This window comes from Cryptosporangium minutisporangium, assembly GCF_039536245.1.
Classification (GTDB): Bacteria; Actinomycetota; Actinomycetes; order Mycobacteriales; family Cryptosporangiaceae; genus Cryptosporangium; species Cryptosporangium minutisporangium.
The window spans coordinates 180,045-204,701 of sequence record NZ_BAAAYN010000012.1; the positions used below are offsets into that span (position 1 = coordinate 180,045).

Genomic DNA, 24,657 nt, shown 5'->3' on the forward strand with positions numbered 1-24,657 from the left:
CGGCCCCAGCCGCGTTCCGTGCTGTGCCCCCCCGGCGCCGAGTCGGTCATGAATGGAACGAGATCGAGAACCGACCTACTCCAGATTGTGACCTGCCGGAGAATTGCCTGACGTTTGGGTCGGGAGGCGAGTGGTAATCGCGATGAATTGTTTTAGTCGATCAGCTTTCGACGGAGAAATACGACAGCCCCTACCCACATGGCCGCGGCGAAAAACGCCAATGCGGCCAGGTGCCCGACGTCATTGAGGCTGAGTCGATTGAACACCGCGTGACGCACGAGTTCGACGCAGTGGTACAGCGGGTTGAGCTGGCTGGCGGTGTGGGCCCAGGGCGGCAAGGTGTTCAGCGGGAAGAACGTGCCAGCCACCAGGAAGAGCGGCGTGAGCACCGCCGAGATGATGTAGTTGAAGCTGTCGATGTTCGGCACCAGCGCCGACATCCACATCCCGAACAGGCCGAAGCCCAGCCCGGTGACGAACCCGATGGCCGGGACCAGCACGACCGTCGGCGAAGGCCGGAGCCCGAACAACACCGCGACGCCGAGCGGGGCGCAGCCGTAGACCGCCGCCTTCGCACCGATCCACAGCGCCTCCCCGGAGACGAGTTCGTGCACGTCGACCGGGGTGGCGAGCACGGCGTCGTAGGTGTGCTGGAACGTTCGGCGGACGAACGTCTGGAACATCCCGGCGAATGCCGACGTGAACAGCACCGCCGTGCCGACCACCCCGGTGCCCAGGAAGTCGAGGTACCGGTAGCCGCCGACGACCGAGACCAGCGAACCGAAGCCGAAGCCGAACGCGAGCAGGTAGATCGTCGGCTCCACGACCGAGGAGAACGTGGTGGACAGCCAGTAGCGGCGGAAGACCGCGAGGTCGTGCACCAGGACGCCGATCAGGGCCGCCGGTTCGATGAACCGCAACCGCTGCTGGGGTGGTGGGGTGGTCATGCGACGAACTCCCCGGTCAGCGTGACGAAGACATCTTCGAGGTTCGCCGGCCGCGGGGTGCCGGGGCCGAGAGCGGCCGCGACCGACGGCGGCATCTCCTCCGCGCGGAGAACGGAGACGCTCGGCCCGGTGCGGCGCGTCGGCATGCCGGCCGCGGCCGCGATCCGCTCGATCTCGCTGAGTCGGTCGGGCGGCCCGTTGTACTCCACCGCCGACCGCCCGGCGTGGCCGGCGAGCAGGTCCGCCGGTGAGCCCTGCGCGATGACCCGGCCGGCGCTCATCACCGCGACCGCGTCGGCGAGCCGCTCGGCTTCCTCGATGTAGTGCGTCGACATCAGTACGGTCGTGCCGTCCCGGCGGAGCCGGTCGATCAGCCCCCAGAGTTCCTGCCGGACCTGCGGATCCAGCCCGACCGTGGGCTCGTCGAGCAGGACCAGCCGCGGCCGGTGGACCAGGCCACGTGCGATCAGTAACCGCCGCCGCATGCCGCCGGAGAGTTCGTCGACCTTGGTGTCGGCCCGGTCGACGAGCTGCCCGAGGGCGAGCGCGGCGTCGACCGCGACCCGCCGTTCAACCCCGGGCACCCGGTAGAGCCGGGCGAACACCGAGAGGTTCTCCCGGGCGGTCAGTTCGGTGTCGAGGTTGTCGAGCTGCGGGACGACGCCCATCAGCGCGCGGGCGTGTTTGGACTCGGCGGGCACTCGGTAACCGAGGACGCGGATGTCACCGGCGTCGGGCCTGGCCTGGCCGGTGAGCATTCGCATCGTCGTGGATTTTCCAGCACCGTTGGGGCCGAGCAGGCCGAGACAGATCCCGGCAGGCACCGTCAGATCGAGACCGTTCACCGCGGTCACCGCCCCGAATCGTTTGACGACACCGGCCAATTCGATCGCGGGGGGATCGCTCTCGCTCTGGGACACGGCTACACGGTATGCACGAACCCCGACAATTCTCGACGGGATTCCCAGCCGCTGGTCAGACTGCGTCCCGCTGGAACGCGCGGACGCCGAGCGCGGTCGCCGCAGCGGCGAGCCCCAGCGTCACCGCGGTGCCGAGCAGGACCGGGCCGGTGAGGTACCGGCCGGCGAACAGGTCCCGCAGGGCGTCCACCGCGTAGCGGAAGGGGTCGAGTCGGGACAGGACGTCCAGCCACCGCGGGCCGAGCGTCATCGGCAGGAACGCGCCGGACAGCAGGACCAGCGGGACCACGGCCGTCGTCATCAGCGGTGCGAACAGCTCGGTGGCGTCCGGCAGGAGCGCGACCGCGTACGAGGCGGCCGCGGCGCCCACGGCCAGCGGAACGAGCAGCAACAGCCCGAGAAGTACCCCTCCCACCGGAGCGCGCAAGCCCAGGACCAGTCCGACCAGGACGATCAGCGCGGCCTGGACGAGCAGCACCACGACGTCCCGCAGGACACGGCCGAGCAACAGCGCCAACCGGCTGGCCGGCGTGGCGCGCAACCGGTCGAGGACTCCGAACCGCGCGTCGAACACGATCCCGAAGCCCGCCAGACCGGCTGAGAACAGTACGAGCTGGACCAGTAGCCCTGGGACGACGAGTTGCCACGAACCGCCGCCCAGCTCGTCCAGCAGCGGGCCGAAGAACAGCAGGTAGAGCATCGGCTGGAGGACCCCGAACAGCACGCCGATCTTCGTGCGCATGGTCTGTCGCAGGTGGCGCCGGAAGATCAGCCAGGTCGCGGTCATGCCAGCTCCTCCGTGCGGTTGGTGAGGGCCAGGAAGACGTCGTCCAGGGTGGAGTTCGCGCCGGCCTCGCTCTTCAGTGCGGCGGGCGTGCCGTCCGCGACGACACGGCCCGCGTCGATGACGACGACCCGGTCGCAGCAGGCGTCCGCCTCCGCGAGGTAGTGCGTGGTCAGGACGACGGTCGTGCCCTCGTCGCGAACCGCGCGGACGGAGTCCCACAGCGTCGCGCGGCTGCGGGGGTCGAGACCGGTGCTCGGCTCGTCGAGGAAGAGCACCGTCGGCCGGTGGACCAGGCCCAGGGCAACGTCCAGGCGTCGGCGCTGGCCGCCGCTGAGCCGGCCGGTCGGGCGGTCCCCACCGTCGGACGAGCCGAGGTCGAACCGTTCGATCAGCTCGTCGGCCCGGGCCCGAGCGGTGGCGGCGGAGAGGCCGTGCAACCTGCCCTGCAGCTCCAGCTCTTCGCGGATCGTGAAGGTGGGATCCGTGCTCCCGCCCTGGCCGACCGTACCGATCCGGCGTCGGACGCCGGCCGGGTCGGTGACCAGGTCGACCCCGGCGATCGTCGCGGTACCGGACGTGGGGCGCAGCAACGTGGTCAGCATCCGCATCGTGGTCGTCTTGCCGGCGCCGTTGGGCCCGAGCAGCCCGACGATCTCGCCGGCTCCGACGTCCAGGTCGAGGTTCCGGACGGCGGTGACCGGACCCGGATAGTCCTTGCGCAAACCGCGGACGGTCAGCATCGCGTCTCCCTGTCTGGAGGGCGCCCGGCCGACTGCCGGGCGCGCGACCCAGAAAAACAGAGTGACACCAATTTTGCAACCACACCAAAAATGGGCTTGCTATCGTTTGCGTATGGCCGCTGGTGGTTCCTCCCTGCGTGAGCGCAAGAAGGCGCAGACCCGGTTGCTGATCGCCGACATCGCGATGGGGCTCTTCGCCGAGCGTGGCTTCGACCGCGTGACGGTCGCCGAGGTCGCCCGGGCCGCGGACGTCTCGGTCAACACCGTCTTCAACTACTTCCCGACCAAGGAAGACCTGTTCTTCGACCGGCAGGCCGAGGTGGAGGACCTGCTCGCCGCGATCGTGCGGAACCGGCGGCCCGGCGAGAGCGCGGTGGGCGCGCTGCGGCGGGCGATGGTCGAGGGGGTGGCGTCCGACGACTGGACGACCGGCATCTGGGACGGCGCGGTGGACTTCTTCCGGCTGGTTGACGCCGCGCCCTCGCTGCGGTCCCGGGAACGGGAGCTGGGGGAGCGCAGCCTGGCCGCGCTCGCGCGGACGCTCGCGGCCGAGACGGACGCCGGGCCCGACGACCCGTTGCCGCTGGTCGTGGCCGGCCTCGTCGTCGGCAGCCGAGAGGCAGTGGTCGGCGAGGCGCGCCGCCGGCTACTCGACGGTGAGCCGTTCGCCGCCGTCCAGGAGTGGGCCGCGGAGGCGTACCGGCGCGCGTTCGACCTGATCGAGGACGGTGTGCCCGCCGATTACGGGGTGCGGCCGTAGTCCGTGGGGTACGCGTCGATGGCGGGCTGGCGCACCAGGCGGCCACCGTCGTCGACCAGCCCCGGCATCCGGACCAGCACCGTCGTGCCGGTGGCGACGTCACTGGTGATGCCGACCGAGCCGTGCTGGGCGGTGACCAGCGCGTGGACGATCGCCAAGCCCAGTCCGCTGCCGCCGGTGGCACGGGTCCGGCCGGAGTCGGCCCGCCAGAACCGCTCGAACGCGTGCGCGGCCTGGTCGGGCGTCATGCCGGGGCCCTCGTCGGCGACGAGCAGCAGCACCGAGGTGCCGTCCGGCCGGGCGCCGAGCCGGATCGGACGCGGCCCGGGCGTGTGGATCGCCGCGTTCCGCAGCAGGTTGCCGAGCACCTGCAGCATCGCCTCGCGATCGCCGACCAGCACCAGGCCGGTGTTCGCCGTGTCCACGACGAACGGACGGTTGGGGTGTGCGGCGCCGGCGCGGTCGGCGGCCTCGTCGAGCAGCTCGTCGACGTTGACCGGCCCGAGCTGCGGGGCGGCCGAGCCCTGGTCCGTGCGGGCGAGCAGGAGCAGGTCGTCGACGAGTCGGGCCATCCGGTCGCCCTCGGTCTCGATCCGGCGCAGGGCGTCCTGGGTCGCGGCCGGGTCCTCGGCGCCGATGGTCCCGGCGCGGAGCCGCTCCAGCTCGGCGTAGCCGCGCAGCGAGGTCAGCGGCGTTCGGAGTTCGTGCGAGGCGTCGGCGAGGAAGCGGCGCATCCGATTCTCGTTCTCGACGCGCTGGGCGTAGGCGACCTGTGCCTCGGTCAGCATCGTGTTGACCGCCTCGGTGAGCTGACCGACCTCGGTACGCGGGTCACTCGCCGGCACGCGCCGCTCCAGGCCGCTGCCGTGCGACTTGAGGTTCTCCGCGATCTCGTGCGCGGTGCGACTCACGCGTGTCAACGGCTGCAACTCGCGACGGACGCCGTACGTGCCCAGCCCGATCGCCGCCAGGACCGCGGCGCCGCCGACGGCCAGCTCCAGGAAGAGCAGCCGGTTCAGACTGGCATCGGTCTCGCTGGTGGAGAGCCCGGTGAGAAGGATGTAGTCGTCGCTGACGGGCTGGGCCATCGCCCGCATCGATTGACCGTCGGTGGTCTGAAGTGTTCGGGTGTCGTCCGTCGTCTCGGCGACATCGACCAGCTCGGCCACGTCGTCGGCGGAGAGCGAGAGCTGAATGCTCCGCGTCGAGCCGAACGCGCTGGTGGACGTGATGTCCGCGAACACTGGTGAGCCGTCCGGCTGAAGGAGGGAGACGCGGATCGCCGAACCGGGATGGCCCATGGCCGGGCCGGGTCCGTCGTCTCGGAAGTCGAGTGTGCTGTTGCTGGGGATGCCCTTGGCGATCGTCTTGTCCATGGCCATGGCGTAGCCGCGGCTAGCGCTGTGGACCTGGTCGTCCATGCGGTTGTAGAGGTACGCGCGGAGTGCGAGCCAGGTCGCGGCGCCGCCGGCGGTGAGGGCGAAGATCGTCACCGCGACGACGACCGCCACCAGGCGGGTGCGCAGTGACCATCGCGTCATCGCCGGCCTCCGGTCGTCGTCGCGGCGCGGTGCCGCCTCAGGATGTTCGGCGGCGGTGCCGCCTCAGGATGTTCGTCGTGGGTGACCGGCCGGACCGACCAGTCGGGAAGTCATCGAGGCGCCTTCAGCACGTAGCCGGCGCCGCGCACGGTGTGGATCAGCCGCGGCTCGACGTTGTCGATCTTCTTGCGCAGGTAGCCGATGTACAGCTCGACGATGTTCGACTGCCCGCCGAAGTCGTAGCGCCACACCCGCTCGAGGATCTGCGCTTTGCTCACCACGACGCGCTCGTTCCGCATCAGGTATCGCAGCAACTCGAACTCGGTGGCGGTCAGGTGCACCTCCTGGCCGGCCCGATGGACTTCCCGGCTCTCCTCGTCCAACTCGAGGTCGGCGACCTTCAGGGTCGCGGAACGGGTCGGGTCCGGGACCGAGCGACGCATGACGGCGTGCACCCGAGCGAGCAACTCCTCCACCCGGAACGGCTTGACCACGTAGTCGTCGGCGCCGGCGCGCAGTCCGGCGACCACGTCGCCGCTGGCGTCCCGAGCGGTCAGGAAGATCACCGGGACGTCGGCACCGGCCTCCCGGAGCCGGCGGAGGACACCGACGCCGTCCATGCTGCCGGCGTCGCCCAGCATGATGTCGAGGACCACCAAGTCCGGGTCGTGCTCCGCCACGGCGGCGAGGGCACCGGGCGCGGTGTCGGCCACCACGGTGGTGAAACCGTCCAGCCGGAGCGCGGTGGACACCAGGTGCGACACGTTCTCCTCGTCGTCGACGACGAGGACTCGACGCTGTCCGGGACGCTCGCTCATGCTGTCCAGCCTGACACGCGAGTAGCGGAGTGGCAGGCAAGGACATCGTGCCGCGCTCGGCCGGACGCCGTGCCCGACCGGATCGCGTGGAGCGTCTTCGTCGTCATGTCCGCAACGATGACCAGGCACCCTGAGCGACTGCTGTGCCCAATCTGTGGCCGAGCTGTGAGAGTTGCGGTGGACGAACTCGGCAGAGTTCAGTCCGTCGCGCGGGCCGCTTCCAGGCGGGCGCGAGCGCCGTCGAGCCACTCCTGGCAGACGGTGGCGAGCTGTTCGCCGCGCTCCCAGAGCGCGAGTGCCTCTTCGAGAGTGGTGCCGCCCGCCTCCAGGCGTTGCACGACCTCGACGAGCTGTGCGCGGGCGTCCTCGTAGCTCAGCCGTTCCGCCATGGCCGCAAGCGTAGGGCTCGGCGAGAGCGTCGACCAGGCGGCGTACCTCGACCCGAGGGATGGTTTTCCAAATGAAGTGCTTTCATCGTGAATGTGTCATAAAGGCTCGGACATCACCTTCGCGAAGATGTGTGCCGCTGACGATCCGTGGCCGGTGCGGCTGAGGAAGTCGGCGCCGGCCGAGGGAAGGAGTCTTCATGCGTACTCGAACTCGCGCCCTCGCGGGCGGCCTCGCCGCGGTCGCGGTGCTGGGCGCCGGAGGGGTGATGGGCACCGCGGCACCGGCCAGTGCCGCACCCACGGGCGCGGCACTGGCCGACGCCGCACCTCAGCTCGACCGCGAGCCCGCTGCCCGGAACCGAGTCGTGCGGACCGAGGTGACGTTCGACCGCTCGGTGGTCGCCCAGCTCATCCGGCTCGGTGTGCGGGTGCGGGCGGTCGACGCCGAGCAGCGCGGTCGCGGCGACGATCTGCGGATCACGTTCCGCGTCGCGCGCAGTTCGCGGCCGGACGTGCTCGAGCACCGGGGTGGTGTGCTGCTCGACACCGCGCGTCGGCCCGACCTGTTCCTGTCCCGGCCGGCGGTGGACCTGCGGCGGGACACGGTCAGCTTCAGCGTGGGCCGGGACCGCGTGACGCTGCTCAGCATCGACGACCGGAACCGGGGCCGGGACGGTGACCGGGATCGGGACGGTGACCGGGACCGCGATGGTGACCGGGACGGTGACCGGGGCCGGAACGGTGACCGCGATGGGGCCCGGCAAGGCGGTACCGGCGGTGCCGTGCCTGCGGCCGACGACCGTGACGTCGTCCTCCGGCTGACCCGCGACGGCGAGCAACTGCTCGACCGCGCGCTCGGCACCCGCTGGTTCTGGACCGGCCAGCCGGTCGCGCGCGTGGACTTCCACGAGCGCTGACCGTCCGGCGAACACGCGCGCCATGACCGGTCGCGCGGCCTCGGACAGCCGGGGCCGCGCGGCCGTCGGCGGCTCAGTGCTCCTTGACCACCGCGGGCAGTTCGCCGGACGCCAGTCGCAGCCGGAGCTCGTCGCCGGGTGCGGCGTCCGCGGCGTCGCGCAACACCGCGCCGTCGGCCCGCTGGACCACCGCGTAACCGCGGTCGAGCGTCGCCTGCGGGGAGAGTGCTCGGATGCGAGCCCGTACCTGGCTCAGCTCCGCCCCAGCCGCGTCGAGCCGGTGCCCGAGCGTGCGCCTGGTCCGCTCCCGCAGCTCGTCGATCTCCGCCTCGCGCTGGTCGACCAGCACGGTCGGCTGCGCGAACGCCGGCCGCGACCGGATGCCGTCGAGCCATTGCTGCCCGCTGTCCAGCCGGGAGACCACGCAGCGCAGCAGCCGCTGCCGGGCGGCGTCGATGCGCTGTCGCTCCTCGGTCAGGTCGGGCACCACCCGCTTCGCGGCGTCGGTCGGCGTCGAGCAGCGGACATCCGCAACGAAGTCGACGAGCGGCGTGTCGGGCTCGTGGCCGATCGCGCTGACCACGGGCGTCCGGCAGGCGAAGACGGCCCGGCACAGCGTCTCGTCGCTGAACGGGAGCAGGTCCTCCACCGATCCGCCGCCGCGTGCGAGCACGATGACGTCCACCTCCGGGTCGGCGTCCAGCTCGCGCAGAGCGTCGAGGATCTGCGGAACGGCCTGGGTGCCCTGTACGGCGACCGGACGCACTGCGAACCGCACCGCAGGCCAGCGACGTCGTGCGTTCTCCAGGACGTCGCGTTCGGCCGCGCTCGCACGGCCGGTGATCAGCCCGACCGTTCCCGGCAGGAACGGCAGCGGACGCTTGCGCTCGGTGGCGAAGAGCCCCTCGGCGGCCAACAACTCCTTGAGGCGCGCCAGCCGGGCGAGCAGCTCGCCGATGCCCACCGCTCGTAGCTCGGTGGCGCGCAGGGAGAGCGACCCCCGCTGCAGGTAGTAGTCGGGCTTCGCGTGGACGAGGACCCGGGCGCCCTCCGTCAGCGGCGGTTGGACGGCGTCGTACACCACGCGCGCGCATGTGACGGGGACGCTGATGTCCGCCGCAGGGTCACGCAGAGTGAGGAAGACCGTGGGTGCGCCGGGACGTCGGGAGACCTGGGCGATCTGACCTTCGACCCAGACGTCGCCGAGCCGGGCGACCCACTGCCCGATCTTCATGCTGACGACGCGCACCGGCCACGGCGCCTCGGCGGAGCTCTGCGGCGTGCGCGGTGCGGTCGTGCTCCGAGGGGTGATGGCTTCGGTCACGCCGCGAGCCTACGGGGCTACCGCCCTCCACCGTCCGCCTCAAACGCCCATGTCCACCCGGATAGGGCGACATCATCCGAACGGTTAAGTGTGATTAGTCCTCAAAGGCGGAACATTGCCGAAATGCCCTTAGTGCTGGAGAAAACCACGCAAAAACTCCCTGAAAGTACTTTTTGTCTGATTAGCTCCGTTCTGCCGCAACAACCAAGGGAGGCACTGACATGACAACCACGATCCGCCGGACCGCGGTCATGCTGGCCGGACTGACGCTGGCCTCGGGCGCCGTGCTCGGCATGGCGAACCCGGCCGCAGCCGGCACCACGCAGGGCGCGACGCAGCAGAACCAGGCGGTTCGCGACGCCAATCACGGTCACGGTGGTCACGGAAACCGCTGGGGTGGTTGGGACGACAACCGCTGGGAGTTCCGCGGTCTTTACAACAGCCGGTGGGGCTGCGAGCGCGCCGGCCGGTGGCAGACCCGCTGGGACCGCGGCGACGACTACGTCTGCGTGCGCAGCAACGAGTGGCGCCGTGGCTGGGACCGGCACAACCGCTGGGGCAACTGGGGCCACGACTGGGACCGTTGGGGTCACCGGTACGGCGTCTGGGCGCTCTACGTCGAGGACTGATTCTGCGTCACCGCAGCGTCGATGAAGTAGGCGACCGATCCCGCCCGGGTGGCGGCCCGACCGGGTTCGGCGCCAGCGTCGCCCCGGCCACCTCACGAGGTGGTCGGGGCGCTCTGCTGTCGCACTGTTTATTGCTGCCTACCATGGGGTCATGACTTCGACCGCCAAGCGCGTCCTGCTCGCCAAGCCCCGGGGCTATTGCGCCGGTGTCGACCGGGCGGTGGTCACGGTGGAGAAAGCGCTCGAGCTGTACGGTGCGCCCGTTTATGTGCGCAAGCAGATCGTGCACAACCGGCACGTGGTCGCCGAGTTGGAGAAGCGCGGCGCTGTTTTCGTCGAAGAGACCGAAGAGGTGCCGGAAGGCGCCACGGTGATCTTCTCCGCACACGGCGTCGCGCCGGTGGTCCACCAGGAGGCCGCGGCGCGCAACCTGAAGTCGATCGACGCCACCTGCCCGCTGGTGACCAAGGTGCACCACGAGGCGCGTCGATTCGCCGCAGAGGACTACGACATCCTGCTGATCGGCCACGAGGGACACGAAGAGGTCATCGGCACCAGCGGTGAGGCGCCCGACCACGTCCACCTCGTCGACGGGCCGGAGGACGTGGCGAGCGTCACTGTGCGTGACGAGTCGAAGGTCGTGTGGCTCTCCCAGACGACGCTGTCGGTGGACGAGACGATGACCACCGTCGATCGCCTGAAGACCCGGTTCCCGCTGCTGGAGTCTCCCCCGAGCGACGACATCTGCTACGCCACCTCCAACCGGCAGCAGGCCGTCAAGGACATCGCGGCGCAGTGCGAACTCGTGCTGGTCGTCGGGTCGACGAACTCGTCGAACTCGGTCCGCCTGGTCGAGGTGGCCAAGCAGGCCGGCGCGAACGACGCCCGGCTGGTCGACTTCGCGCACCAGATCGACGAAGCGTGGCTGGAGGGCGTCACCACGGTCGGGCTGACCTCCGGCGCGTCGGTGCCCGAGGAGCTCGTCGACCAGGTGCTCGGGTGGCTCGCCGAGCGCGGCTACGGTGAGGTCGAGGAGATCCTGTCGGCGCAGGAGCGGCTGGCGTTCTCGCTCCCGCAGGAACTGCGCCGCGACCTCAAGGCGGCCGGCCTCCCCACGGCGTAGCCGTCTCCGAGCGGCGCTCGGTCGGCTGGGCCGGAACGGCTCAGACGCATCGATCCGTGGCCGATTGTGGAGTGACCGCACTCTCGCGCCTCGGAAGGCCGCTCGCATGTCACTGCGTTCCTTCTTCGCGGATCGTTCGGTCGGTCAGAAGCTGACGGCGTTCGGTGCCCTCGCAGTGGTGGGCGCGATCGGCGTCGGGATCGCCGGTGTGCACGGCCTCTCGGTGGCGCACGACTCGGCCGAGCGGGTGCTGGCCGCCAACGCGCTCACCCGGGCCACGCTCCAGGCGGACATGGACCACGACGCGATCCGCGGTGACGTCCTGCTCGCGCTGGTCGACCCGCAGGCGAACCTGGCCGACGTCCGTACCGAGTTCGCCGACCACGCGGCGGAGCTCCGCAGCCTGGTGGAGCAGGTACGGGACGCGAACGTGTCCGCGGCCGTCACCGCCGCCGCCGAACGGTCGCTGACCGCGATCGACACGTACACCGAGCGCGCCGAGGCCGTGCTGGCCGCGGCGAGCACCAGCCGAGCCGGAGCCCAGGCCCTGCTTCCCGCGTTCACCACCGCCTTCACCGAGGTCGAGCAGGCGCTCCCGGAGGTCGCCGACGGCGTCGAGGCGCAGGCGGACCGGGACGCCGAGCGCGTGGACGACGCCCGGCGATCCGCGCTGATCGCGATCACGGTGACCGGAATCCTCCTCACCCTCACCGTGCTCGCGGTCGCGGCGACGTTGATCCGCTCAGTCGTCGGACGGCTACGAGCGATCGAGCACGTCGTCGTCGGCATGGCCGGTGGTGATCTCACCCGGCGGGCCGCGCTTACCGGACGCGACGAGTTCGGCCGGCTCGGCGCCGAACTCGACCGAGCCGTCGGCAACGTCGCGAGTATCGCCGCGTCGATCGCCACCTCCGCGGATCGGTTGTCCACCTCGTCGTCGGACCTGGTCGGTTCCGGGGAGCAGATCAGCGCGTCCGCCTCCGCGGCGGCGTCCGCCGCCGGATCGGTCGCGGGCCGCGCGGAGGAGGTGTCCGCGCACGTGCAGGCGGTCTCCGCCGGCTCCGAGCAGATGGGTGTCTCGATCCAGGAGATCGCGCAGAACGCGGCCCGCGCCGCGGACGTGGCCTCGTCGGCGGTCCGGGGCGCGGCCGGCGCACGGGACACCGTCGAACGGCTGGGCTCGTCCTCCGCTCAGGTCGGCGAAGTCGTCCGGGTGATCACGTCGATCGCGGAGCAGACGAACCTGCTGGCGCTGAACGCCACGATCGAAGCGGCCAGAGCCGGTGACCTGGGCAAGGGCTTCGCAGTGGTGGCCGGCGAGGTCAAGGACCTCGCCCAGGAGACCGCCCGGGCCACCGACGACATCGCGCAGCGGGTCGCGGCGATCCAGACCGACACCGAGGGCGCGGTGGCCGCGATCGCGGAGATCGCCGAGGTCATCGGTCAGATCAACGAGTTCCAGACGACGATCGCCGCCGCGGTCGAAGAGCAGAGCGCGACCGTGACCGAGATGAACCGGAGCGTCGCCGAGGCGGCGACCGGCACGATGAGCATCGCGGACACGATCCGCGGCGTGGCCGACACCGCGGGCGCGATCAGCGGCCAGGCGGACGGCTCGCGCTCGTCCGCCGGTGAGCTCGCCGGGATGGCGGCCGAGCTCGAGCGTCTGGTCGCGGGCTTCCGTAGGTAGTGGTCGAGTGGTAGTGGTCGAGGCGCCGGTCAGTCGACCAGCTCGGGGGCCTGGAGTGCGCGCGGGACCGCCTCGACCTGCCGCGGCGGTGTGATGTCGCTCGTGGCCACCTGGAGATCGGTGAACCGCCGCGCGCTCACCAGAACTCGGGCCTCCAGCGACCCGACCGTGTCGTTGTACCGGGCGACCGCCGCGGAGAGCGCGGTCCCCAGCTTGTCCACGTGGCCGCCCATCGTGGACAACCGCTGGTAGAGGTCCCGGCCCAGCGCGTGCACCGCGGCCGCGTTCTCGGCCAGTGCCTCCTGGCGCCACGTGTACGCGATCGTCCGCAACAGCGCGATCAGCGTCGACGGCGTCGCCACGACGATGTTCCGGCTGAACGCGTGCTCCAGCAGGTTGGGTTCCCGCTGGAGGGCGGCGTCGAGGAACGTGTCGGCGGGGACGAACAACACGACGAACTCCGGCGTCGGCTCGAACCGTTGCCAGTACGCCTTCGCCGCCAATTGGTCGACGTGCGTCCGGAGGTGCCGGGCGTGCGCTTGCATCCGGGCGGAGCGGTCCCGCTCGTCCCGGGCCTCCATCGCCTCCAGATAGGCGGCGAACGGCACCTTCGCGTCCACGACGACGCTCTTGCCGCCGGCGAGCGTCACGACCAGGTCGGGGCGGAGCACGCCGTCTTCCGTGCTGGAGACGGCCTGCTCGACGAAGTCGCAGTGCTCGACCATCCCGGCCACCTCGACGATCCGCCTGAGCTGGTGCTCGCCCCAGCGTCCGCGGACCTGCGGTGCCTTCAGCGCCGAGACGAGTTGGCCGGTCTCGACCCGCAGCTTGTCGGAGGTCTGCTGCATCGCGTTGACCTGTTCGCGCAGCGCCGCGTGGGCGACCGCGCGGTCGCGCTCCAGCTCCACCACGGTGTGCTCGACGTTCGCGATGCTCTCCCGGATCGGATTCACCAACTGCGAGAAGGCGACGTTGTTCCGCTCGATCGCCTCGGTGGACACCGCCCGCAGCGCCTGCTCCAGCCGCTCCTCGCCCGCCCGCGATGCCTCCACTGTGGCGCGTAGTCCGGCGACCTCCGCCGCGTTCCGCGCCATGGCGGCGAACCAACCCGCGGCGGCGCCGGCAGCGAGGCACACCAGCGCGACGACGATCAAGCCGAGAAGCGTGGCGGTGGACATGAGCGCATCGTGACTCATCGGCCCCGTGGTTCCGCGTTCGGCACGCCATTCCCAGCGACAGATTCTCGCTCAAACGTCCGATAAATGCTGTTAAGAATCCTTCGTCCGTCAGAGAGAGACGGGGGCAGTGCAGCCGACGGTTGTCGGGGGACACCCACGGCTGATCGATCACCGGACGCGGGGGAGGCGTCGTGACCGAACAACCAGTGACGGACGAAACGCTGGCCGATGTCATACGACAGCGGCTCGGCGAGTGCAGCCCGGCGGAACGAAAAGTCGCCCGGGTGCTGCTGGCGGACTACCCGGCCGCCGGCTTCGAGACGGTGGCCCGGCTGGCCACCCGAGCGGGGGTGAGTGGGCCGACCGTCGTGCGCTTCGCCACCCGGCTGGGCTTCCAAGGGTTTCCGGACTTCCAGCGCGGACTGCGCACCGAGACGACCGTCGTCGACCGGATACCCACCAACCGGCACACGCCGCTGCTCGAGTCGGTGAACGCGGCCGCCAGGGCGATGGTGCGCTCGGTGGTCGGACTGCCGCCGTACGACGTCGCGGAGGCGGTCGAGTTGCTGGCCGACCGCCGTCGTCAGGTGTACGTCGTCGGGGGGTCGCTGCTGGCGGGGTACCTCCACCAGCTGCTGGCGACGGTGCGGCCGGGTGTCCATCTGGTGGGGAGCCCACCGGTGACCACGCTGACCGACTTGACCGGCCGGGACGTGTTGGTCGTGTTCGACCTGCCGCCCTACGAGCCGGCCGTGACGGCGCTGGCCCGCTACGGCGCCCGGCAGCACGCCAAGGTCGTCCTGTTCACCGCCGCCGGGCTGTCACCGGCCGCCGCGCACGCCGAGGTGGTGCTTCCCAGCGACGCGTCGCCGCGGGCCCTGACGCCCGCGGTCGCGCTGGTGGAGGCCATCGCCGGCGGCGTTCTCGACCGGCTCGGCCCCGAGGGCGCGTACCGGATGGAGCAGGCGGAGGCCCTCGCCACGGAGCTGGACGCGCCGTGACCCGACCCGCTGAGCGAGCCGGGTCGCTCAGCGGGTGGCGAGCTCCTGCAGCGCCGCGTATCGGCCTTCCGCGGCGAGCAGGTCCGTCGGCGGGCCGTCCTCGACGATCCGTCCGCCGTCCAGCACCAGCACCCGGTCGGCGATCTCCACGGTCGAGAGCCGATGGGCGATGATCACGGCGGTCCGGTCGGCCAGCAGCGTCCGCAGGGCCTGCTGCACCGCGCGTTCGCTCGGGATGTCCAGTGAGGATGTGGCCTCGTCCAGGATCAGCACGTCCGGGTCGGCGAGCACCGCCCGGGCGAACGCGACCAGCTGCCGCTGCCCCGCGGACAGCCGCGTGCCCCGTTGCCCGACCGGCGTATCGAAGCCAGCCGGGAGCGCGCGGATCATGCGCTCCGCCCCGACCTCCGCCGCCGCGGCCTCCACCTCCGCGCGGCTCGCGTCCGGGCGTCCGAATTGGATGTTGTCGGCGACCGACCCGCGGAACAGGAAGTTCTCCTGGGTCACCGTGACGATCGCCGCGCGGAGCGCGTCCTCGTCCACCTCTCGCAGGTCGACGCCGTCCAACCGGACCGACCCGGCGAGCGGGTCGTAGAACCGGCCGAGCAGCCTGGCGATCGTGGACTTGCCCGCGCCGGTCGCCCCCAGCATCGCGACGGTCTGCCCGGCGGGGATCGTCAGGTCCAGACCCGGCAACACGAGTCGGTCCCCGCGGTAGCCGAACCGGACGTCCCGCAGCTCCAGCTCGCGGCCCCGGCCGTTCCGCGCAGGCAGCGGTACCGGATCGGCGGGCGGGGTGAGCTCGGACTGCTCCTCGAGCACACCGGAGATCTTCTCCAGGGCGGCGGTCGCGGCCTGCAGGCTGTTGTAGAAGACCGACAGTTGCTCCATCGGATCGAAGAACCGGCGGACGTAAAGCAGGATCGCGGCCAGCACGCCGACCTGCAGGCTCCCGTTCACCGCCAGCCAGCCGCCGACGCCCAGCACCAGCGCGGTCGTCGCGGCGGACACCCCGTATACGCTCGGGACGAAGACCGCCAGCAGCCGCAGCACCTTGCGGTCGGCGTCGGCCAGGGCGCCGGCGAGGCCGCCGAACAGGACGTCGTTCCGCGGCTCCCGACGGTACGCCTGCACTGCTCGCATGCCGCCGAGCGTCTCGACGATGTGGACGATGACCAGCGCGACGCTCTCCCTGGTGCGCCGGTACGCCGGGCCCGAGCGGCGGCGGAACCAGCCGATGACCAGCGCCAGGAACGGGAAGGCGACCAGCGTCAGCAGGCCCATCCGCCAGTCCAGGACCATCAGGATGGCGCCGATCGCCAGCACGTTCAGGACCTGCATGACCAGGTCGTCGAGGCTGCCGTCGAGCAGGTCGGTCAGCGCGTCGACGTCCGAGGTCAGCCGGGAGATCACCCGGCCGGACGTGTAGCGCTCGTGGAACGCCGGGGATAGCCGCTGCAGGTGCGCGAACGCACGTCGCCGCAGGTCGTAGAGGATGCCGTGGGTGATCCGCGCGCTGAACTCCAGGTAGATGCGCCGGGCGACGTACTCGATCAGGGTGGCGGCCAGCAGCGCGCCCGCGACCGCGAGGATCACGCTGCCGTCGCCGTCGTCCACCAGCGGTGGCAGGCCGGCGTCGATGCCGACGCTGATCAGGTACGGGGCGGCCAGACCGCTGATGTTCTGCACGATCAGCAGGAGCGAGGCGATCGCGAGCCGACCCCGGTACGGCCGGAGCAGGCTGCCGAGCAGCGCCCGGCTCCGCCGCCGCAACCGGACACCGGCCTCGTCCGGCACCTCGTCCACCTGCTCGGCAGCGACGCCGTGCCAGGCGTCGGTGCTACTCACTGAGACACTCCCTGTAGTCCGGTGTCGAGAAGATCGCGGTACGTGGGCTCCGTGGCGAGCAGTTCCTCGTGCGTCCCGACCGCCACGACCGTGCCGTCGTCGACCAGGGCGACCCGGTCGGCAAGCGCGACCGTCGACGGTCGGTGGACGACGAGCAGCGCGGTCGTACCGGCGAGCACCGTGCGCAGCGCCTGCTCGACCAGAGCCTCGGTCTGGACGTCCAGCGCCGAGAGCGGGTCGTCCAGGACCAACACGCGCGGCCGGCCGACCACCGCCCGCGCCAGGGCCAGCCGCTGCCGCTGCCCGCCGGAGAGCGACAGTCCCTTCTCCCCGATCCGGGTGTCCAGGCCCCACGGCAGATCGTGGACGAACTCCGCCTGAGCGATCCGGAGAGCGTCGGCCACCTCCTCGTCGGTGGCGCCCGGCCGGCCGAGCGTGACGTTCTCCCGGACGCTGGCCGAGAACAGCGTCGGGTCTTCGAACGCGGCGCTGACATGGGTGCGCAGCGACTCCAGCGTCACGTCCCGGATGTCGACGCCGTCCAGGGTGATCCGTCCCTCGGTGACGTCGTAGAGGCGGTTGACCAGCAGCGTCAACGTGGACTTGCCGGAGCCGCTGGCGCCGACCAACGCGAGCGTCTCACCTTGCCGGACCTCCAGGTCGACGTCGTGCAGCACGGGGGAGTCCTCGGCCGGGTACCGGAAGCCGACGCCCTCGAACCGGAGGCGCCCCACCGGACTCTCGATGGTGCGGGCACCCGGCCGGTCGACGACGGTCACCTCGGCGTCCAAGATCTCGTAGACGCGCTGCGCCGCGGTCGCCGCCTGCTGGGCTTCGCCGAGCAGCCAGCCCAGCGAGTCCAGCGGCCAGATCGCGAACGTGAGCAGGCCGATGAACGCGACCAGTTCGCCGATCGTCATCGAGCCGCCGGCCACCGCGTACGCGCCCCCGAGGAGCACGGCGGCCATCAGGATCCCGGGGACCGCCTCGATCGCGGGCCAGGACCAGGCGATCACCCGGCCCTGGGCGAGACCGGTGGTCCGGACCGTGCGGGCGGCGTCCTCGAAACGCTGGTTCAGGAAGCGGTGCCGCCCGAACGCCCGGACCGTGCGGAACCCGAGAACGGACTCCTCGACCAGGCTGGTGAGGTCGCCGACGTCGTCCTGGAGCTGGCGGGACAGCGGGATGTAGGCGCGGCTGAGCCCGTAGGTCAGCGCCATCACCGGGAGCATGCCCGCGGTCACCAGCAGCCCCAGCTGCCAGTGGATCGTCATCAGGATTGTCGAGACGCCGAGGAAGGTGCCTGCCTGCAGCACGATGAAGACCGAGCCGAACGCCAGGAAGCTGCCGACCGCCCGCAGGTCGGACGTCGCACGGGAGAGCAACTGGCCGCTCTGCCAGCGTTCGTGGAACGCCAGCGGGAGCCGCTGCAGGTGCGCGTAGAGCGCGGTGCGCAACGCCGTCTCGACGCCGATCGAGCCGGTCGCGTGCGCCCGGCGGCCGGCGTAATCGCTGACCATCACCCCGACGCTGGCGAGCAGCGCCAGCCCGGCGAGGAGCACCAGGCCGTCGGTGGTGCCGTGCCCGACCGGTCCGTCGATCAGACGCTGGGTGAGCAGCGGTGCGACGATCATGAAGGCCTGGCCCAGGGCGGCGCAGGCGAGCATGGTGAGCAGGCTCCGGGCATGCGGACGGGCGAACGTCCGGAGTCGGAACAGCGTTTTCAGGGGCTTAGCGGCCGGCCGAGCCACCCCCACGTCGGCGCGCATTCCCCGACGATAGGCGGGGGGTCACCGAGTAACGGAATGGTTTTCGGGCGCCCAACGGCGCCCGCCGACCCCCACTACACGTTGAAGCGGAACTCCACCACGTCGCCGTCGTGCATGACGTAGTCCTTGCCCTCCATGCGCACCCGGCCCCGCGACCGCGCCTCCTGCATCGACCCCGCGTCCACCAGGTCGTCGAACGAGACCACCTCGGCCTTGATGAAGCCCCGCTGGAAGTCCGAGTGGATCACGCCCGCCGCTTCCGGCGCCGTCGCTCCGATCGGGATCGTCCAGGCGCGGGCCTCCTTCGGGCCGGCCGTGAGGTACGTCTGCAGGCCGAGCGTGCGGAAGCCGACCCGGATCAGCTGGTTGAGGCCCGGCTCGTTCTGCCCGACCGACTCCAGCAGCTCGCGCGCCTCGTCCTCGGGGAGGTCGATCAGCTCGGACTCGATCTTGGCATCCAGGAACACCGCCTCGGCGGGCGCCACCAGGGCCCGCAGCTCGTCCAGGAACGCCTCGTTGCCCAGCTCGTCCTCGTCGACGTTGAAGACGTAGAGGAACGGCTTGGTGGTCAGCAGGCTGAGCTCGCGGAGCAGGGCCACGTCGATGCCGGCGCCGGACGCACCCGCGTAGAGGGTCGTTCCCTCGTTCAGCAGGGAAGAGGCCGCGCGCGCGGCCTCCAGGACCGCAACCCGGTCCTTCTTCATCCGGGCTTCCTTCTCCAGCCGCGGGATCGCCTTCTCCAGCGTCTGCAGGTCGGCCAGGATCAGCTCGGTGTTGATCGTCTCCATGTCGTCGGCGGGGCTCACCTTGCCGTCGACGTGGACGACGTTCGGATCGCTGAACGCGCGGATGACCTGGCAGATCGCGCTGGCCTCGCGGATGTTGGCGAGGAACGCGTTGCCCCGGCCCTGACCCGTGCTGGCGCCACGGACCAGGCCGGCGATGTCGACGAAGCTCACCGCGGCCGGGACGATCTTCTGCGAGTCGAAGATCTTCGCCAGCGCGCCGAGGCGCTCGTCGGGCACGCCGACCACGCCGACGTTCGGCTCGATCGTCGCGAACGGGTAGTTCGCCGCGAGGACGTCGTTCTTGGTCAGGGCGTTGAAGAGGGTCGACTTGCCGACGTTCGGCAGACCGACGATACCCAGCGTAAGGCTCACGTCGACCAAGGTTACGCGGCGGCGCCGGGACCCACGCCACGCGGATGGCCCGAGACCGCGACCGGCGTCGCCAGCTCCACCTCACCGCGGGCCACGGTCTCGACCCGGAAGCGGGTCGCCAGCCACCGCACCAGCAGTCCGAACCCGATCACCACCACGATGTCGGCCACCGCCAGCTCCCAGCCGGAGTCGGCCGCCGTCTCGTCGGCGGCCAGGCCACCCACCGCGCTCACGGTGAGGGTGAACGCCAGCAGGTTGTTGACCACGTGCAGCGCGATGCCGGCCTCCAGGCCGCCGGTCCGGATCGCCAGCCAGCCGGTGACCACACCGAAGACCACCAGGTCGGCGAAGCCCCAGGGGGTTCCGACGCCGTGCAGCAGGGCGAAGACCAGCGTCTGGACGCCGACCGCGACCCACCGCCACTGGACGAACGCCCCGACCGACTGCAGCAGCCAGCCCCGGCACAGGTACTCCTCGGCGGCGGCCTGCAGCGGCACCAGCGCGAGCACCACGAGCAGCGCCGGGCCGAACGTCGCCCAGCCCACCCACCGGTACTCCTCGGCGCCCTCGACGCCGCTCAGCGCGGACAGACCGAGCGCCAGCCCGAGCGAGAGCAGCGTCGCGGGCACCGCCAGCAGGGCGCAGCCCAGCAGCCAGCGCCAGCGCATCCGGCCACGCACCGAGGAGAGCGTTCCCGGTCGGCGGCCCTGCGTCCACCAGGCGGCGAGAAGGACGAGCGGCAGGAGGAGCACGATCGAGCCGAGCAGTAACGCGAACTCGGCGAGCGGCCCGACGTCCGGCGGATCCTCCCGGCCGGCGAGCGCGAACGGAACGACGACCGCGAGTGCGCCGAAGAGCACGATCAGCGCGTAGGCGACCGGGACCAGCACGAACCCGAGAAGCGTCTTCCACCACCGGTTCGTCGCCGTGCGCGCGAGGCGGTCGTAAGGCGTCCGCGGAAGAGGGGGTGTCAGCATGCGTCCAGCGTCCGGTCGGCGCGGTGGAATCTCGTCGGCTGCGAGCAGGATCCCCGTCTCTACCCAGCGATAGAGTCGGCCGGAACCCCTATCGTCGGTGCCGATGAAGACCTGGTTGCTCCCGATCCTGTTGGCCACCGCGCAGTTCGCCTGGTGGCCGGGGAGCGTGTTCCCGGGCGATCCGGCCGTCGCCGGTCCGGTGGCGACGACCGTCGGGGTGCTGGCGACGCTCGGTGCCGCCGGGGCGCTCGGTCTGCGGCGCCGCCGCCCGGTGACCGCGCTCGCCGGGGTCGTCGGCGGGATCACGGTGGCGGTGATCGCGACGCCCACCGACGCGCCGATGCTCATCGCGATCGCCGACCTGATCGCGCTCTACTCGGTCGCCGTGAGGGCGCCGCGCTTCACGTCGGCGGCGCTGGGGTTGCTGGCCGGCTGGCAGGTGGGGATCGGCTTCGCCGAGTACGGCGTCGGCGGCGAGTGGGCGGTCGAGTCCGGGCTCACCGTGGTCGGGTACGTGGTGGCTGCCGGTCTCGGGCTGGCCCGCCGGCAGTGGCTGGCCGGGCGGCAGGCCGCGGCCGACGCGCTGCGCCAGGCCGAGACCGCCCGCCGGGAGGCCGGTGACGGTGAGCGCCGCCGCCTCTCCGCCGAGCTGCACGACGTCAGCGCGCATCACCTGACGTCGATCGTCGTCACGGTGAACGCGGCACGGCGGCTGGCGAGCAGCCGGCCCGAGCTGCTCGCCGAGAGCCTCGCGACGGCCGCGGACACCGGCCGCGACGCGTTGACCGATCTGCGCGGACTGCTCGCCGAGGCGGGCCCGGTGCCGGCCGACGGACGGCTGACCGACCGCCTGGCCGAGCTCACCGACGCGTTCACCCAGCTCGGGCAGCGCGTGACGGTGGAAGCTCCGGACCTCGACGGTCTGCCTCCGGCGGTCGCCGAGGCGGCGTACGCGATCGTTCGCGAGGCCCTGACCAACACGATGCGCTACGCGCCCGGTGCCGCGGTCAGCGTCCGGCTGACCCTTACTTCTTCTCCGGGGGACGCTCCGCAGCTGGGCATCGTGGTCGAGAACGGCGCCGCCGGGGCGGCGGGTGCCGCGGGGGTGGCCGGCGGGATCGGGTCCGGCCGTGGGCTGATCGGCCTGCGGCGGCGGGCCACCGCGCTCGGCGGCAGCCTGACCGCCGGGGCGGGCGCGGACGGCGGCTGGCGGGTCGCCGCGACGCTGCCGACCGCGGGAGGAGCTGGTCCGGCCGGTGCACGCTGGTGGAGCGCACACCGCACTCCGCTGGTCGACGTCTCCGTCGTCGTTCTGCTGCTGGCGCTCACCCTCGGCGCGCTCGTCATGCCCGACGAAGAGTCCTGGGCGGCCGACCCCGCCGCCCTGTGGACCTGGCCGGCCCTCCTGCTGGTCGTCCACGCGCTACCTCTGCTCTGGCGCCGTCACGCACCCTGGCTGACCTGGGCCGCCGTGTTCGCGACGTGCGGACTCTGGCCGCTGTGGGTGACCGGCGGCGGGGTGCCCGACAAGCTCGCGGCCGCGATGGTGTTCGCGCTCTGCGCCGAGGTCGTTGCGATCTACGCGGTGGCCGCCCACGCCCGGCACCGATGGCCGAGCCTGCTCGTGGTCCCGGCGAGCTGCGCGGTGCTGACCGTGGCGGCGATGGCCGGGATCGCGGCCGACGACGGCTGGACGGTGGACGGGGAGCGCGCCGATCCGGCCGCCGTGCTCGTGGTCACCGTGCTCCTCGGCGGATTGCTGGCGCTGCCGGTCGCCCTGGTCTGGGCGGTGGGCTTCGCGGTCCGGTTGCGGCGCGACGGCGTGGTGCGCCGCGAGCACTCGGCGGTCACCGCAGCGGTCGCCGCCGCCGAGAGCGAGGCGAGGGCCGAGCGGGCCCGGCTGGTCGCCGGTTTGCGACGTCAGGTGCTGCAGCACACCGAGCGGGTGGTGGCCGCCGCCGAGGAAGGGGATCCGGACGAGGTGCTGGCCGCTGCCCGGGCCGCGCTGGGCGCGATGCGGACGCTGCTGACCACGCTCGATCCGCCGGGCGGCGTCGGCCAGGCGGTCCGGGTCCCGATCGGGCAGGCGTCGGCGGGAGCCTCCACGGCGGTGCCGGCGTGATCCGGGTTCTGGTGGTGGAGGACCAGCCGGTCCTTCGGGCGGGCTTCGTCGCGATCCTGGAGGCGGAGCCGGACCTGAGCGTCGTCGGGCAGGCGGGGGACGGGGCGACCGCGGTCGAACTCGCCGCGTCGCTCGCGCCGGACGTCGTCGTGGTGGACATCCGGATGCCCGGCATGGACGGCCTCACCGCGACCCGGCTGCTGACCGCCCGTCCGGACGCGCCCGCGGTCGTCGTCCTCACCACGTTCGACCTGGACGCCTACGTCTACGAGGCACTCCGGGCCGGTGCCGCCGGGTACCTGCTCAAAGACGCCGAGCCCGAGGAGCTGCTGGCGGCGGTCCGGCTGGTCGCCGGTGGGGAGGCGATGCTCGCGCCGACCGTGACCCGGCGACTGATCGCCACGTTCGCGGACGGTGGTCCGCCGCCCGGCCCGGAGGCCGAGGCGACGCTGGCCGGGTTGACGAGCCGCGAACGAGAGGTGTTCGTGCTGCTGGCGTCCGGGTTGTCGAACGCGGAACTGGCCGAGCAGCTCGGGGTGGGCGTCGGCACCGTCAAGACGCACGTCAATGCGGTACTGACGAAGCTCGGTGTCCGTGACCGGGTGCGCGCGACGATCCTCGCCTACGACCTCGGGGTGGTACGCGCGAAGGGCCGACCCGGCTGACGGGCCGGGGTCAGCGACCGGCGGGCGGGTCGTAGCGGCGCAGCCGGCGCTTCACGGCGGCGACGTACCGGCGGCGGCGGCGCTGCTTCGCCCAGTCGACAGCGCGCGTGAGAATCGGGGGAAGGTCGAGGTCGACCGGGCCGGCGTGGTCGCCGGGTCGGACGCCGAGAGCGGCGGTAGATGCGTTCGCCAGCGTCATGGTCGATCCCACCCCCCGGAGGAATGCAGGATTTGGGTCCTGCCTGAGTGTTCCGGCAACTCTTATTGTGCCGCCCCTGACAGCTGAATGCTGTCAGCCATCTGGCGGACAATCGTCACAGCCGTAGGGGGAACTCACCCGACTCGTCTACAAATGCGCCGCGAAGAACTCGGCGGCGCGATCGACCGCCGGATCGACGTACTCCGGGCGGTCGTAGAGGTCGATGTGGTTGGTGGTGTCCAGCCAGAGGATCTCGGACGGTCCGGTAGCCCGCTCGAACACGGCGCGCGCTCCGTCCGGGGAGCAGAACGCGTCGGTCGTGCCGTGGACGACGAGCAGCGGTGTCGGTCCGAGGAAGTCGGCGCCCACCGCGAGGTCCACCGTGATCAACTCGCGCACGGTCAGCACGGTCAGCCGGTTCGCCCAGCCCGGGCTGGCCGACCGCTCGGTGCCGTAGTACGCGAACGGCTCCGCGCCGGCCATCACCGCCGGTTCGGTCTCGTCCGAGGAGACCGCGGCGAGGTACTGGACCTGCCCGGTGCGGTACTGCTCACCGGCGACCTCGGCGAAGCGCGTGAGCTGGGCCCGGTACCCGTCGGCGCCCATCGCGGCCCGCATCGCGGCCGGGTCGTTGTACCCACCGGCGACGCAGGCGACCGCCCGGACGCGCGGGTCGAACGCGGCGAACCGGAGCGCGTACCCACCGCCGAGGCAGATGCCCATCGCGCCGATCCGGTCGGCGTCCACCGCGGGGTGGATGGTCAGCGCGCTCACCGCGTCGCGCAGGTCGGCCAGCTTGCCCGCCGAATCCTCGTGCTGGCGGGGCTCGCCCTCGCTGCCACCGAAGTTGCGGTGGTCGAACGCGAGCGTGACGTAACCCGCAGCGGTCAGCCGCTCGGCGTAGCCGCCGACGACCTGCTCCTTCACACCGGAGAGCGGGCCGGTGAACACCAGCGCCGGCCAGCCGCCGTCCGGTGCCGCGCCGGAGGGGACCCGGAGCACGCCGGCCAGGGCCAACCCGTCGCTGTGGAACTCGAATGCCGCCTGTGTCACGTCGCTCAGGATCGCAGCCCGCGCAACCCGCGGTTATCAACAGGTCCGATTCCCGCCAGCTAGCGGGGCGTCCGAGGGGCAGGATCGGACTCGTGACCGC

At 71.6% G+C, this 24,657-nt stretch carries 23 protein-coding genes; 8 read left to right on the top strand and 15 right to left on the bottom strand.

The features are described from left to right. Window positions 1–152: 152 nt before the first annotated feature. The 4 genes from ABEB28_RS10475 to ABEB28_RS10490 are packed head-to-tail and all read right to left on the bottom strand — an operon-like array spanning window position 153 to window position 3,394. Window positions 153–947: an ABC transporter permease gene (locus tag ABEB28_RS10475; RefSeq protein WP_345727815.1), complete on the bottom strand. Its 795-nt coding sequence runs from the start codon at window positions 945–947 to the stop codon at window positions 153–155. Continuing rightward, window positions 944–1,867 (bottom strand): ABC transporter ATP-binding protein, encoded by a 924-nt coding sequence (locus ABEB28_RS10480; protein ID WP_345727816.1) that lies wholly within the window; start codon window positions 1,865–1,867, stop codon window positions 944–946. The genes ABEB28_RS10475 and ABEB28_RS10480 overlap by 4 nt, the downstream gene beginning before the upstream one ends. Before the next feature lie 55 nt (window positions 1,868–1,922). Continuing rightward, entirely contained in the window at window positions 1,923–2,654 is a 732-nt protein-coding gene (locus ABEB28_RS10485) for an ABC transporter permease (RefSeq protein WP_345727817.1), read from the bottom strand. After that, window positions 2,651–3,394, bottom strand: coding sequence for an ABC transporter ATP-binding protein (locus ABEB28_RS10490; protein ID WP_345727818.1), 744 nt, complete (start codon window positions 3,392–3,394; stop codon window positions 2,651–2,653). Before ABEB28_RS10490 ends, ABEB28_RS10485 begins: the two co-directional genes overlap by 4 nt. Before the next feature lie 112 nt (window positions 3,395–3,506). Here ABEB28_RS10490 and ABEB28_RS10495 point away from each other — a divergent pair, with 112 nt between their 5' ends. Next, window positions 3,507–4,154 carry a TetR/AcrR family transcriptional regulator gene (locus ABEB28_RS10495; protein WP_345727819.1) on the top strand — a complete coding sequence of 216 codons (648 nt, stop codon included), beginning with the start codon at window positions 3,507–3,509 and terminating at the stop codon, window positions 4,152–4,154. Here the strand turns inward: ABEB28_RS10495 and ABEB28_RS10500 are convergent. The 3 genes from ABEB28_RS10500 to ABEB28_RS10510 all read right to left on the bottom strand — a co-directional run bounded on the left by ABEB28_RS10500 (window position 4,136) and on the right by ABEB28_RS10510 (window position 6,902). Further along, window positions 4,136–5,695, bottom strand: a complete 1,560-nt coding sequence (locus tag ABEB28_RS10500; protein ID WP_345727820.1) for a sensor histidine kinase — start codon at window positions 5,693–5,695, stop codon at window positions 4,136–4,138. The two genes, ABEB28_RS10495 and ABEB28_RS10500, sit on opposite strands and share 19 nt — an antisense overlap. Window positions 5,696–5,805: 110 nt before the next feature. After that, the gene (locus ABEB28_RS10505) at window positions 5,806–6,513 is read right to left on the bottom strand and encodes a response regulator transcription factor (protein WP_345727821.1); all 708 of its coding nucleotides are present in this window, start codon (window positions 6,511–6,513) and stop codon (window positions 5,806–5,808) included. 197 nt (window positions 6,514–6,710) lie between these two features. Beyond that, window positions 6,711–6,902 (bottom strand): exodeoxyribonuclease VII small subunit, encoded by a 192-nt coding sequence (locus tag ABEB28_RS10510; protein ID WP_073258836.1) that lies wholly within the window; start codon window positions 6,900–6,902, stop codon window positions 6,711–6,713. Window positions 6,903–7,099: 197 nt separating this feature from the next. On the opposite strand from ABEB28_RS10510, the gene ABEB28_RS10515 reads away from it, so the two are divergent. Further along, on the top strand, window positions 7,100–7,819 hold the full coding sequence (locus ABEB28_RS10515; protein WP_345727822.1) for a hypothetical protein: 720 nt from the start codon (window positions 7,100–7,102) through the stop codon (window positions 7,817–7,819). Window positions 7,820–7,892: 73 nt separating this feature from the next. Here ABEB28_RS10515 and xseA read toward each other — a convergent pair whose 3' ends face one another. Then, on the bottom strand, window positions 7,893–9,143 hold the full coding sequence (gene xseA / locus ABEB28_RS10520; RefSeq protein ID WP_376981225.1) for an exodeoxyribonuclease VII large subunit: 1,251 nt from the start codon (window positions 9,141–9,143) through the stop codon (window positions 7,893–7,895). Between the two features lie 221 nt (window positions 9,144–9,364). Between xseA and ABEB28_RS10525 the strand changes: the two genes are divergently transcribed. The 3 genes from ABEB28_RS10525 to ABEB28_RS10535 all read left to right on the top strand — a co-directional run bounded on the left by ABEB28_RS10525 (window position 9,365) and on the right by ABEB28_RS10535 (window position 12,585). Beyond that, a complete protein-coding gene (locus tag ABEB28_RS10525; protein ID WP_345727823.1) occupies window positions 9,365–9,772 on the top strand; it encodes a hypothetical protein in 408 nt (135 codons plus the stop codon). A gap of 151 nt (window positions 9,773–9,923) precedes the next feature. Then, window positions 9,924–10,895 carry a 4-hydroxy-3-methylbut-2-enyl diphosphate reductase gene (locus ABEB28_RS10530; RefSeq protein WP_345727824.1) on the top strand — a complete coding sequence of 324 codons (972 nt, stop codon included), beginning with the start codon at window positions 9,924–9,926 and terminating at the stop codon, window positions 10,893–10,895. A gap of 106 nt (window positions 10,896–11,001) precedes the next feature. Then, window positions 11,002–12,585: a methyl-accepting chemotaxis protein gene (locus tag ABEB28_RS10535; protein WP_345727825.1), complete on the top strand. Its 1,584-nt coding sequence runs from the start codon at window positions 11,002–11,004 to the stop codon at window positions 12,583–12,585. 29 nt (window positions 12,586–12,614) lie between these two features. On the opposite strand, the gene ABEB28_RS10540 is transcribed toward ABEB28_RS10535, so the two are convergent. After that, the gene (locus ABEB28_RS10540; RefSeq protein WP_345727826.1) at window positions 12,615–13,763 is read right to left on the bottom strand and encodes a DNA recombination protein RmuC; all 1,149 of its coding nucleotides are present in this window, start codon (window positions 13,761–13,763) and stop codon (window positions 12,615–12,617) included. 191 nt (window positions 13,764–13,954) lie between these two features. Here ABEB28_RS10540 and ABEB28_RS10545 point away from each other — a divergent pair, with 191 nt between their 5' ends. Beyond that, window positions 13,955–14,764, top strand: coding sequence for a MurR/RpiR family transcriptional regulator (locus tag ABEB28_RS10545; RefSeq protein WP_345727827.1), 810 nt, complete (start codon window positions 13,955–13,957; stop codon window positions 14,762–14,764). Between the two features lie 27 nt (window positions 14,765–14,791). Here the strand turns inward: ABEB28_RS10545 and ABEB28_RS10550 are convergent, their stop codons facing one another. From ABEB28_RS10550 to ABEB28_RS10565, 4 genes are all read right to left on the bottom strand, one after another. After that, window positions 14,792–16,612: an ABC transporter ATP-binding protein gene (locus ABEB28_RS10550; protein ID WP_345727828.1), complete on the bottom strand. Its 1,821-nt coding sequence runs from the start codon at window positions 16,610–16,612 to the stop codon at window positions 14,792–14,794. After that, window positions 16,609–18,381: an ABC transporter ATP-binding protein gene (locus ABEB28_RS10555; RefSeq protein WP_345727829.1), complete on the bottom strand. Its 1,773-nt coding sequence runs from the start codon at window positions 18,379–18,381 to the stop codon at window positions 16,609–16,611. Before ABEB28_RS10555 ends, ABEB28_RS10550 begins: the two co-directional genes overlap by 4 nt. Window positions 18,382–18,455: 74 nt before the next feature. Beyond that, window positions 18,456–19,541, bottom strand: coding sequence for a redox-regulated ATPase YchF (gene ychF / locus ABEB28_RS10560; RefSeq protein WP_345727830.1), 1,086 nt, complete (start codon window positions 19,539–19,541; stop codon window positions 18,456–18,458). Window positions 19,542–19,552: 11 nt separating this feature from the next. Then, on the bottom strand, window positions 19,553–20,518 hold the full coding sequence (locus tag ABEB28_RS10565) for a CPBP family intramembrane glutamic endopeptidase (protein WP_345727831.1): 966 nt from the start codon (window positions 20,516–20,518) through the stop codon (window positions 19,553–19,555). A 103-nt stretch (window positions 20,519–20,621) separates the two neighbouring features. Here ABEB28_RS10565 and ABEB28_RS10570 point away from each other — a divergent pair, with 103 nt between their 5' ends. Next, entirely contained in the window at window positions 20,622–22,640 is a 2,019-nt protein-coding gene (locus ABEB28_RS10570; RefSeq protein WP_345727832.1) for a sensor histidine kinase, read from the top strand. Next, window positions 22,637–23,305: a response regulator gene (locus tag ABEB28_RS10575; protein WP_345727833.1), complete on the top strand. Its 669-nt coding sequence runs from the start codon at window positions 22,637–22,639 to the stop codon at window positions 23,303–23,305. Before ABEB28_RS10570 ends, ABEB28_RS10575 begins: the two co-directional genes overlap by 4 nt. Before the next feature lie 10 nt (window positions 23,306–23,315). Here ABEB28_RS10575 and ABEB28_RS10580 read toward each other — a convergent pair whose 3' ends face one another. Both ABEB28_RS10580 and ABEB28_RS10585 read right to left on the bottom strand, forming a co-directional pair. After that, a complete protein-coding gene (locus tag ABEB28_RS10580; RefSeq protein ID WP_345727834.1) occupies window positions 23,316–23,504 on the bottom strand; it encodes a hypothetical protein in 189 nt (62 codons plus the stop codon). A 147-nt stretch (window positions 23,505–23,651) separates the two neighbouring features. Then, window positions 23,652–24,557 (bottom strand): alpha/beta hydrolase, encoded by a 906-nt coding sequence (locus tag ABEB28_RS10585; RefSeq protein WP_345727835.1) that lies wholly within the window; start codon window positions 24,555–24,557, stop codon window positions 23,652–23,654. Between the last annotated feature and the right edge of the window lie 100 nt (window positions 24,558–24,657).

Excerpts from the sequence above, each read along its gene's own strand:
- ABEB28_RS10535 (WP_345727825.1), top strand. The coding sequence starts at position 11,002 with ATGTCACTGCGTTCCTTCTTCGCGGATCGTTCGGTCGGTCAGAAGCTG.
- ABEB28_RS10555 (WP_345727829.1), bottom strand. The coding sequence starts at position 18,381 with ATGCGCGCCGACGTGGGGGTGGCTCGGCCGGCCGCTAAGCCCCTGAAA.
- ABEB28_RS10485 (WP_345727817.1), bottom strand. The coding sequence starts at position 2,654 with ATGACCGCGACCTGGCTGATCTTCCGGCGCCACCTGCGACAGACCATG.
- ABEB28_RS10495 (WP_345727819.1), top strand. The coding sequence starts at position 3,507 with ATGGCCGCTGGTGGTTCCTCCCTGCGTGAGCGCAAGAAGGCGCAGACC.
- ABEB28_RS10580 (WP_345727834.1), bottom strand. The coding sequence starts at position 23,504 with ATGACGCTGGCGAACGCATCTACCGCCGCTCTCGGCGTCCGACCCGGC.
- ABEB28_RS10530 (WP_345727824.1), top strand. The coding sequence starts at position 9,924 with ATGACTTCGACCGCCAAGCGCGTCCTGCTCGCCAAGCCCCGGGGCTAT.
- ABEB28_RS10475 (WP_345727815.1), bottom strand. The coding sequence starts at position 947 with ATGACCACCCCACCACCCCAGCAGCGGTTGCGGTTCATCGAACCGGCG.
- ABEB28_RS10505 (WP_345727821.1), bottom strand. The coding sequence starts at position 6,513 with ATGAGCGAGCGTCCCGGACAGCGTCGAGTCCTCGTCGTCGACGACGAG.
- ABEB28_RS10540 (WP_345727826.1), bottom strand. The coding sequence starts at position 13,763 with ATGTCCACCGCCACGCTTCTCGGCTTGATCGTCGTCGCGCTGGTGTGC.
- ABEB28_RS10510 (WP_073258836.1), bottom strand. The coding sequence starts at position 6,902 with ATGGCGGAACGGCTGAGCTACGAGGACGCCCGCGCACAGCTCGTCGAG.
- ABEB28_RS10570 (WP_345727832.1), top strand. The coding sequence starts at position 20,622 with ATGAAGACCTGGTTGCTCCCGATCCTGTTGGCCACCGCGCAGTTCGCC.
- ABEB28_RS10500 (WP_345727820.1), bottom strand. The coding sequence starts at position 5,695 with ATGACGCGATGGTCACTGCGCACCCGCCTGGTGGCGGTCGTCGTCGCG.
- ABEB28_RS10490 (WP_345727818.1), bottom strand. The coding sequence starts at position 3,394 with ATGCTGACCGTCCGCGGTTTGCGCAAGGACTATCCGGGTCCGGTCACC.
- ABEB28_RS10565 (WP_345727831.1), bottom strand. The coding sequence starts at position 20,518 with ATGCTGACACCCCCTCTTCCGCGGACGCCTTACGACCGCCTCGCGCGC.
- ABEB28_RS10515 (WP_345727822.1), top strand. The coding sequence starts at position 7,100 with ATGCGTACTCGAACTCGCGCCCTCGCGGGCGGCCTCGCCGCGGTCGCG.
- ABEB28_RS10525 (WP_345727823.1), top strand. The coding sequence starts at position 9,365 with ATGACAACCACGATCCGCCGGACCGCGGTCATGCTGGCCGGACTGACG.